The following is a 3,170-nucleotide window of genomic DNA, read 5'->3' as shown; positions in this document are numbered from 1 at the left end:
AGTTCACCATTCTCTTCGAAGGCCGCTTCCGGCTGGGATGATGAACCTAGCCCTTACACGGAAATTCCGACAGTCCCGTGAGCCGGTATTCCCGTCGGAGCAGCTCCATCACGCCGATCCAGTACTCAGCTGTGCGATTGGCAACGGTCCTGGGACGGGATGAGCGGTTCTCCAGTCCGCTTGGTCCTTCCGCCCTGTAGCGGGCCAGCCATTTGCGGGCCGTGTGCTCGCTGATGCCAAAGCCTCTCGCCACCTCCCGAACAGGTTGGCCGTCTTCAAGGACGCGGCGGATCATTTCCGCTCGATCCAGCCGGGTCGTACGGGCATTCTGGTGCGGGTTGTTCATTCCTCAGGTCCATCGGTAATCGTGTCGCAACGACCACCTTCAGGCCCTCAGACGGGGTGAACAACCTCCTCAGATCTCACACCTAGCGAGCAAGATTGTGGCTCGATCCTGGTCGTCGGTATGGAGGCAGCCATGGACCATGAGCAGCCGCGGAAAGCGGAGACGCAGCGCGGTAAGCTGCCGTCATGGAAATCGGGTGTTCGCCCTTGCGATCGGCCGAATAGAAATACACCGCAGCCCGCGGATCGGCGCCGGCGAAGGGACGATCATCGCGCGCCACGGTCCAGAGCCGGCCAGTCTTTGTCTTTCCCTTGGCCAACACCGGCACCGGTGTATCGTCGGCGTGCAACCGCTCGGCCTTCATCACATGCTCGGCGATCAGCGCGCTCAGAGGCAAAATTGCAGGCCCGGCGGGAGAACCTGCGGCGCGGTCGGACGAGCCTGACCCAGCAGATCGAACGACTGACCGAGGCATACTTGGGTGGGGTTGTTCCCTTAGCCGAGTTTGAGCGCCGCCGTCGCGAGACGGTGGGCCGTCTGGCAGCTTTAGAGAGGCAAGAACAGGAACTCCTGGCTGACGCACGCGATCGGCATGAGACGGCCCGCCTGACGGACAATGCGGAAGAGTTCTGCCGACGCATTCGCGACGGATTGGACAGCGCCGACTTCGAGCGCAAGCGGGCTCTACTCGAACTGTTGGTGGACCGAGTTGTCGTCACTGACGGTGAGGTCGAAATCCGCTATGCCTTCCCAACCGGCCCCAACGGTGAACGCGAGCCGTTTTGTCGATTGCGTACAGACTATCTACCGTTGATTTGCCGGTCTCGTCCAGGAAGACAAGCGGGGAGGATCCATGTAGCGCTGCCACACGCGCCAGTGCCTGCGTTCGCGCGCCACGTCCGGTCGGTCCTAGTCGGCGGCTCTCAGGCTCATTGTATGTGTGTCAGGCCGACTCGTGTGAGCCAGTGGCGGATGGTGGAGGTGGCGCCCACTACGATCCCGTACTGGCGCAGCTCGGTCTGGATCTCCCTCAGTGAGGTGTCGGCTTTGGTATCCGGGAGAGCCAACACGACAGCCCCATGCGGCTCAAGGATGGGATGGCGGTGCCCGCCAAAGCGGGCCGGAGCTGGACTGCCGCTCTGGCGAAAGCGCTGCATCAGCGTAACGGCGGCCGACGGGCTGACCTCAAAGCGCAGGGCCGCCTGCCGGATGGACAATTCGCCCTGCACGGCACGCACGATCCGCTCAAGCAAATCTCGAGACAGAGGAGCTGGCATGGGATGTTCCCGGCCGAATGGAATCAGCTCTACCGATTCAGCGCAACCGCTGCACGCTCTAACTCATGCCAATAGGCGGCCATGCTGATGTTCAACAGCATTGAGTTCAGCTGCCGGCATCGTATACCAAGTCATCGCAAGTGCGAGTGAGCATCTTAGTGAGAAGACATAACTTGATTAGGACTTACAGTTAAGTAGAGGCTCGTCATTCTCTCGCTCATAACTTCAGATCTATAGTGTCTCACGAAACGCGCCCGACCATCAAGTCCGTAGGCTCTCAGAGTTTCCTTATTAGCTGAACGGATCATCTCAGCGATTTCATTCGACTGTTCAGGATCAAACAATTTTCCTGTGACCCCATCAATAACAACCTCTTTCAGCCCTCCTACACGGCTTGCAAAGATAGGTATTCCAGCGCGCATTGCCTCAAGTGCGACGATCGGTAGGCCCTCCCAGCGCGACGGCATCAGGAGAAGGTCAACCTTGCTGTAAATTTCCTGTACTTCCTCCCTAGAACGCCATCCCAAATTGACAACATTTGGCGGGATTTTGATAGGATCTGACTTGTCAATTACAAAGCTCCCGATCGCTAATCCCTCTGCATTTCCCCGTAATTCTTTCATTACATCAATAAATACGTCGAACCCCTTTTGGCGATCAAACCGGCCGACAAATAGAATTTTTAAGGGCGCCGACTGTGCGCGGCTAGTTCTGTCATTCAAAAGTGCCGAAATGGGACGATGATGAACACCATTCGCTATTACAGTGCATTTTGATGGAGCAATTCCGGCGGCGACAGCATCTTCTTTCTCGCAATCTGATACACAGACGATTCCGTCTGTGATATATGACAGAAGTCGCTCTACTACTGCTATTGCTTTATTCTTAAGAAAGCTGTCTTCGCGTGTGAAGGCCCAGCTATGAGGGCAATAAATCACCTTCGGCCGACCTGGAACAAATAGTAGGCAAGTTCTAATGACTGCTCCGGCAATAGTAGAGTGTAGGTGCAGGATGTCCGGTTGGAAACTACGTATCAATCTTATCGATGAAATTGCGAGGCGCGCGAGCCCAATCGGCGATCCTCTTGAATAGCGGATAGAATTTACTTGCAATTTTTCACTCTTAATTGAGTTTAAAACCTCACTATTTATCTCCGGGCTTAGCGTCACAACAGCTTCCACCCGCCTATCAAGTACTTGCACTGATATAAGCTCTTGAAGATGAGTTACAACTCCGCCTAATGGAGCTTCCGTGATGTGGGCTATTCTTAGTTTGCGTTCGCACACTCGCTCGCCTCATAATGATTAGAAAATCAGATAACCTAAGGACTTGCAGAAATTGATTTCAGGCCCCGAGGGTTTCGATCAAGATAAGTCTGATCATATGCTGACATCGCTACTTTTGAATAGTGTTAGTCGTTATGCGATCTACTGCACGGCGACTATTTCGAGGTTGTCTAAAATTTATCCCTAGGCCGTGTGGACGGATCGAGATGAGTAATGGGTGAGTGGATTCCCAAATCAGTCCTGCGATGGTTCATGGCAGGT

3 protein-coding genes and 1 pseudogene are annotated in these 3,170 nt (G+C 55.0%); all 4 read right to left on the bottom strand.

Going from position 1 to position 3,170, the window contains the following annotated elements:
* Positions 1 to 46: 46 nt before the first annotated feature.
* The 4 genes and pseudogenes from DRB19_RS29295 to DRB19_RS29280 all read right to left on the bottom strand — a co-directional run bounded on the left by DRB19_RS29295 (position 47) and on the right by DRB19_RS29280 (position 2,909).
* Complete coding sequence (locus tag DRB19_RS29295; protein ID WP_114189461.1) at positions 47 to 346, bottom strand: leucine zipper domain-containing protein; 300 nt, start codon at positions 344 to 346, stop codon at positions 47 to 49.
* 106 nt (positions 347 to 452) lie between these two features.
* Positions 453 to 740, bottom strand: a pseudogene (locus tag DRB19_RS29290) (IS66 family transposase); the annotation flags it as partial.
* A gap of 535 nt (positions 741 to 1,275) precedes the next feature.
* Entirely contained in the window at positions 1,276 to 1,623 is a 348-nt protein-coding gene (locus DRB19_RS29285; RefSeq protein WP_114189460.1) for a COG3415 family protein, read from the bottom strand.
* Positions 1,624 to 1,778: 155 nt separating this feature from the next.
* Positions 1,779 to 2,909, bottom strand: coding sequence for a glycosyltransferase (locus DRB19_RS29280; RefSeq protein WP_114189459.1), 1,131 nt, complete (start codon positions 2,907 to 2,909; stop codon positions 1,779 to 1,781).
* Positions 2,910 to 3,170 lie beyond the last annotated feature (261 nt).

Source organism: Microvirga aerophila (genome assembly GCF_003332305.1).
Lineage (GTDB): Bacteria > Pseudomonadota > Alphaproteobacteria > Rhizobiales > Beijerinckiaceae > Microvirga > Microvirga aerophila.
The sequence above is the reverse complement of the archived record's forward strand: the minus strand, read 5'-3'. Positions and strand labels throughout refer to the sequence as shown.